The organism is Pseudomonas sp. GM48, assembly GCF_000282335.1.
Lineage (GTDB): Bacteria > Pseudomonadota > Gammaproteobacteria > Pseudomonadales > Pseudomonadaceae > Aquipseudomonas.
In genome coordinates, this window is record NZ_AKJM01000165.1 from 1 (window position 1) to 4103 (window position 4103).

Genomic DNA, 4103 nt, shown 5'->3' on the forward strand with positions numbered 1-4103 from the left:
CAAGCCCGCTCCCACAGGGGGCAGTGGTGTTGCGGGTTTATGTAGGCGGATCGATTTGATCGAGTACACGGTTTGCGGTGATTTCGGCCAGCATCACGCTGTTGGATATGCCCAGCAGGGCATTGCGGTCGCCGCCTTCCAGGTGATCCACCAGTTGATGGACCATCACATCCACCGAAGCGAGCGTTTCCACCAGGTAAACCATAAGGGTCTCGGTCTTGACTTCGGGGTCGACGGTAAACAGGGTACTGACGGTGCGCGGGGTGGCTTTGATGTCGGCAGACGACGGGAAGTGGAAGTCGAGGGCGCGTTCGGCGGCCTCGTTGAGTTTTTTTGAATCGGGTTCGTATGGGGATGTTGGATCGGTGTCCGGCGGGTTTGGTGTGACTTTGAACATATCTCAGGTTCCTAATGATGTGCCAACCTCCTGCTGCTAAACGAAGAGGGTGGCAGCTGCACGCAGGTTAGCAGACCGGGGAACCCAAGAAACCGGCGCGCCCAAGGGCGCCCTGCGTACAGCTACCATCAAAATGCAGGCGCAAAAACCTGTCTGATAGAAGCGTCGTACGACTTAGGTTATACCCGAGCTGCTAAACCCGATCACTGATGAGCAGTGACAGGAATCAAGTTACCGAGCGGCCCCAAGGCGCACAAGCCGGCGGATTCTGGCGTACCTGTAGGCAACGACGCAAGGCGTTGTAGCTTTCATCAAGTAACACTGACACTGGTCAAACAGGCTCTGTTTAAAGATCCACAGGATTAGTCCAAGCATAAAAAAACGGGCCTTGGGGACCCGTTGGAAAGTTGGCCTGACGTCCATGCCAGGCCTGAAAAAACTGTAGCAGCTGCCGAAGGCTGCGTCCGAGTGCGTAGCGCTCGCAACCTGGCAAACCGAGTCCGTCCAGAAACACCGCCTATTGCCCTTTTGCGAGTGCTGCGCACTCGGACGCAGCCTTCGGCAGCTGCTACAGTTTTGCGCTATCTCAAATCAGCTCTTGCGAAAGTGCGGAATCACCTTCTCGCCAATGTTCTTCAGGGTTTCCAGCTGTGCCCACTGCGGCACGGTGCCCATCTGGCAGATGAACAGGATTTCGTCGGCGCCGGCATCGATCAGGCGTTGCACGTAGCCAATGCAATCCTCGACGGTGCCGTAGGCGTGATTGGGGTTCATCATCGCCATGGTCGGGTCGGAGAAGTCGACGCTGACTTCTTCGGAGGCGAAGCGCGACTTGATCACGCTCTGGCCGTTGCCATCGACGAAGGTGTCGTCCTTCCACTTCTCCGGATCCGGACGCTCGCCACCGCCGTACCAGTAGCCCAGGGATTCCATGAAGTAACGCTGGCCACGGATGCCGATGCGGCGCGCTTCTTCGTTGTCTTCCAGCACGATGGCCGGGCACAGCGCGGCGATGTGACGGTTTGGACGGAAACCCACTTGCTTCTTCTCGTCACGATGGTCGTAGGCCTCGTGATACACCTCGACTTTCTTGGCGATTTCTTCCGGGCCGCCGAAGCCCAGCACCAAGGCGCCCATGCCGCGACCGCCGGCATTCTTCAGCGACTCGGTGTTGGTGCACGCCAGGTACATCGGCGGGTGCGGGTCCTGATACGGCTTTGGATGGATCGGACGTTTGGGGATCTGCACGAAGTCGCCGTTGTGCTCGATCTCGTCCTGCACGAACATTTTCGGGATCAGGTACATCATCTCGTCGATCTGCGGCTGCAAGGTCGCCAGGTCGTAGCCGAAGGTGCCGGCTTCCTGCTGGGTGCCGCCCTTGCCCACACCGAAATGCACACGGCCCTTGGACAACAGGTCGAGGGTGGCAATGCGCTCGGCGACCTTCACCGGGTGGTTCATCGCCGGAGGCAGGCAGACCACGCCGTGGCCGATGCCGATGCGCTCGGTTTTACCGGCGACGAAAGCCAGCATGGTTTCCGGTGCGGACATGTGCGAGTAGTTGCTCAGCGCCGTGTGCTCCACGCACCAGAAGGTGTCGAAGCCGAGCTTGTCGGCGAGGACGGCCTGCTCGACGGTGTCCTGGAAAATCTTGCGGTCGCCTTCGCGGCTGGAGTCCACCGTCTGGGCTTCGTAAATCAGGGAAAATTTCATGGTTAATCCTTGTGCTTATTTGGATGCGCAGTCGGCGCCGTAGACCTTCGCCTTACCGCCAATGCTCGTGCATCGACGAGGCGCTCGAATCACGCAAACGGACTAGCCCGATTTATAGAAAAGAGCCATGGGTAACGGTCAGAGGAAAAAGTCGTTGCTGTCCTGGCCCATGCTCACGCCGCCAAGGTTCCAGGCGTACTTGGCCGGGCTGTTGGCGACGTGGGCGCGACCGGTGTGAATGTCGCGGAAGGCACGGTTGATCGCATGACTGCGGAAGATCGTCGAAGCACCGCTGTTGAACATCAGGTCGCCAACCGCCTTGGCGCACTTATCGGCGACCAGCGCCGAGTCGTAACGCATCTTCACCCGCTCGGGCATACTCAACGGCTCGCCCTTCTGCGCTCGCTCCAGCATCAAAGCGAAATTGCGATGCAGCACGGTCTTGCACTCGTCGACGCAGACCATGGCATTGGCCAGCGCCGATTGCGCGGCCGGGTCCTGAACCATTTTGCGTCCGTCATTGACTCCTACTCGAGCACGGTTGTGCTCGACAAACTGATCCACCGCACCTTGCAGGGCACCGATGGCCGAGGACGAAACCGCACGCACGAAAATCTGCCCGAATGGCAGGCGGAACAACGGTGCAGTGTTGACCGCGTTGCCCGGACTGTTCTGCATGAAACCGTCGAACGCCCGATGAGTGCGATACTCGGGAACGAAGGCGTTTTCCACCAGGATGTCGTGGGAGCCGGTGGCTTCCAGGCCCATGACATTCCAGTTGTCGAGAATCTGGTAGTCACTGCGCGGCACCAGGAAGGTCCGATAATCCGGCGCCCCGCCCGCCTCTTCCGGCGGCACCAGCGCGCCGAGGAATACCCAGTCGCAGTGCTTGCTGCCGGAAGAAAAGCCCCAGCGCCCGCTCAACTTGAAACCACCGTCGACCCGCTCGACCTTGCCCACTGGCATGTATGAGGAGGAGATCAGCACGCTGGAATCGCTACCCCAGACATCCTGCGCGGCGCGGTCGTCGAACAGCGCCAGTTGCCAGTTGTGGATCGCTACCACGCCAAGTACCCAGGCCGAGGACATGCAGCCTTCGGCGAGGGTCATCTGCACGTCGAAGAAATCCTTGGGCTCCAGCTCATAGCCTTCCCAACGGGACGGTTGCAGGATGCGAAAGAACCCGGCGTCGTGGAAGTCCTTCAGGGTTTCTTCAGGCAACTGGCCGGCTTGCGCGGCATTCAGGGCGCGTTCACGCAGGATCGGCACCAACTCGCGGGCACGTTGGCTCAGACGCTGGCGAATCAGGTCTTGGTTGAGCATTTTTATTGTTCTCCTTTGTTCACCCCATCCGCCGGGGCGCGCGTGCAACGGGGCGGGTGTAGTGCCCCTACGCTGGCATTCAAACAATGCGCAAAGCAGCGGGCATCCCTCAAACGGACCATGTGGGATTGGGGAATGGGTATCAGGGGGGATATCTAAGAAGGAAGTGTTGGTTGACAGGCCGTCTTCGCGAGCAAGCCCGCTCCCACATTGGGTCTCCGGTTTTACTCGGGACTTGTGGCCACGGAAAATCCCTGTGGGAGCGGGCTTGCTCGCGAAGGCTTGGTGTCAGGCGGTGGCTCGGCATGCCCTTGCTCCGCGAGGCGGCCTACCGGCCGGCCTGGCTCTTTCCTGCGCATTTCCCTGTAGGAGCTGTCGAGTGCAACGAGGCTGCGATCTTTTGGACGTGATACATCCACAAAATTCCAGTCGGCTGTCGGGCCGCCTTCGCGAGCAAGCCCGCTCCCACAGGATCGAGGTACATCCATCAGATTCAGATCGGCTGGCAGGTCGCCTTCGCTGGCAAGCCAGCTCCTACGAAGAGCAAAGGCCGATCGGTGTACCCCTACGCTTCTCACCACTCATCAGGCCGAGCGTTAGCTCGCCTGCAGCTCTTGATCTTGATCCACCCGCCCCCTCGGCAGGCTGAGTGGAGGCGTTCATCCGGGGG

Annotated in this window: 3 protein-coding genes; all 3 read right to left on the minus strand. The window is 59.9% G+C overall.

Features of this window, described 5'->3' with window-relative positions; all coding sequences use genetic code 11:
- Positions 1-37: 37 nt before the first annotated feature.
- Positions 38-397: a DUF6124 family protein gene (locus PMI28_RS02330; RefSeq protein ID WP_007992077.1), complete on the minus strand. Its 360-nt coding sequence runs from the start codon at positions 395-397 to the stop codon at positions 38-40.
- A 591-nt stretch (positions 398-988) separates the two neighbouring features.
- On the minus strand, positions 989-2110 hold the full coding sequence (locus PMI28_RS02325; protein WP_007992079.1) for an LLM class flavin-dependent oxidoreductase: 1122 nt from the start codon (positions 2108-2110) through the stop codon (positions 989-991).
- 138 nt (positions 2111-2248) lie between these two features.
- On the minus strand, positions 2249-3433 hold the full coding sequence (locus PMI28_RS02320; RefSeq protein ID WP_007992080.1) for an acyl-CoA dehydrogenase: 1185 nt from the start codon (positions 3431-3433) through the stop codon (positions 2249-2251).
- Positions 3434-4103: the final 670 nt, after the last annotated feature.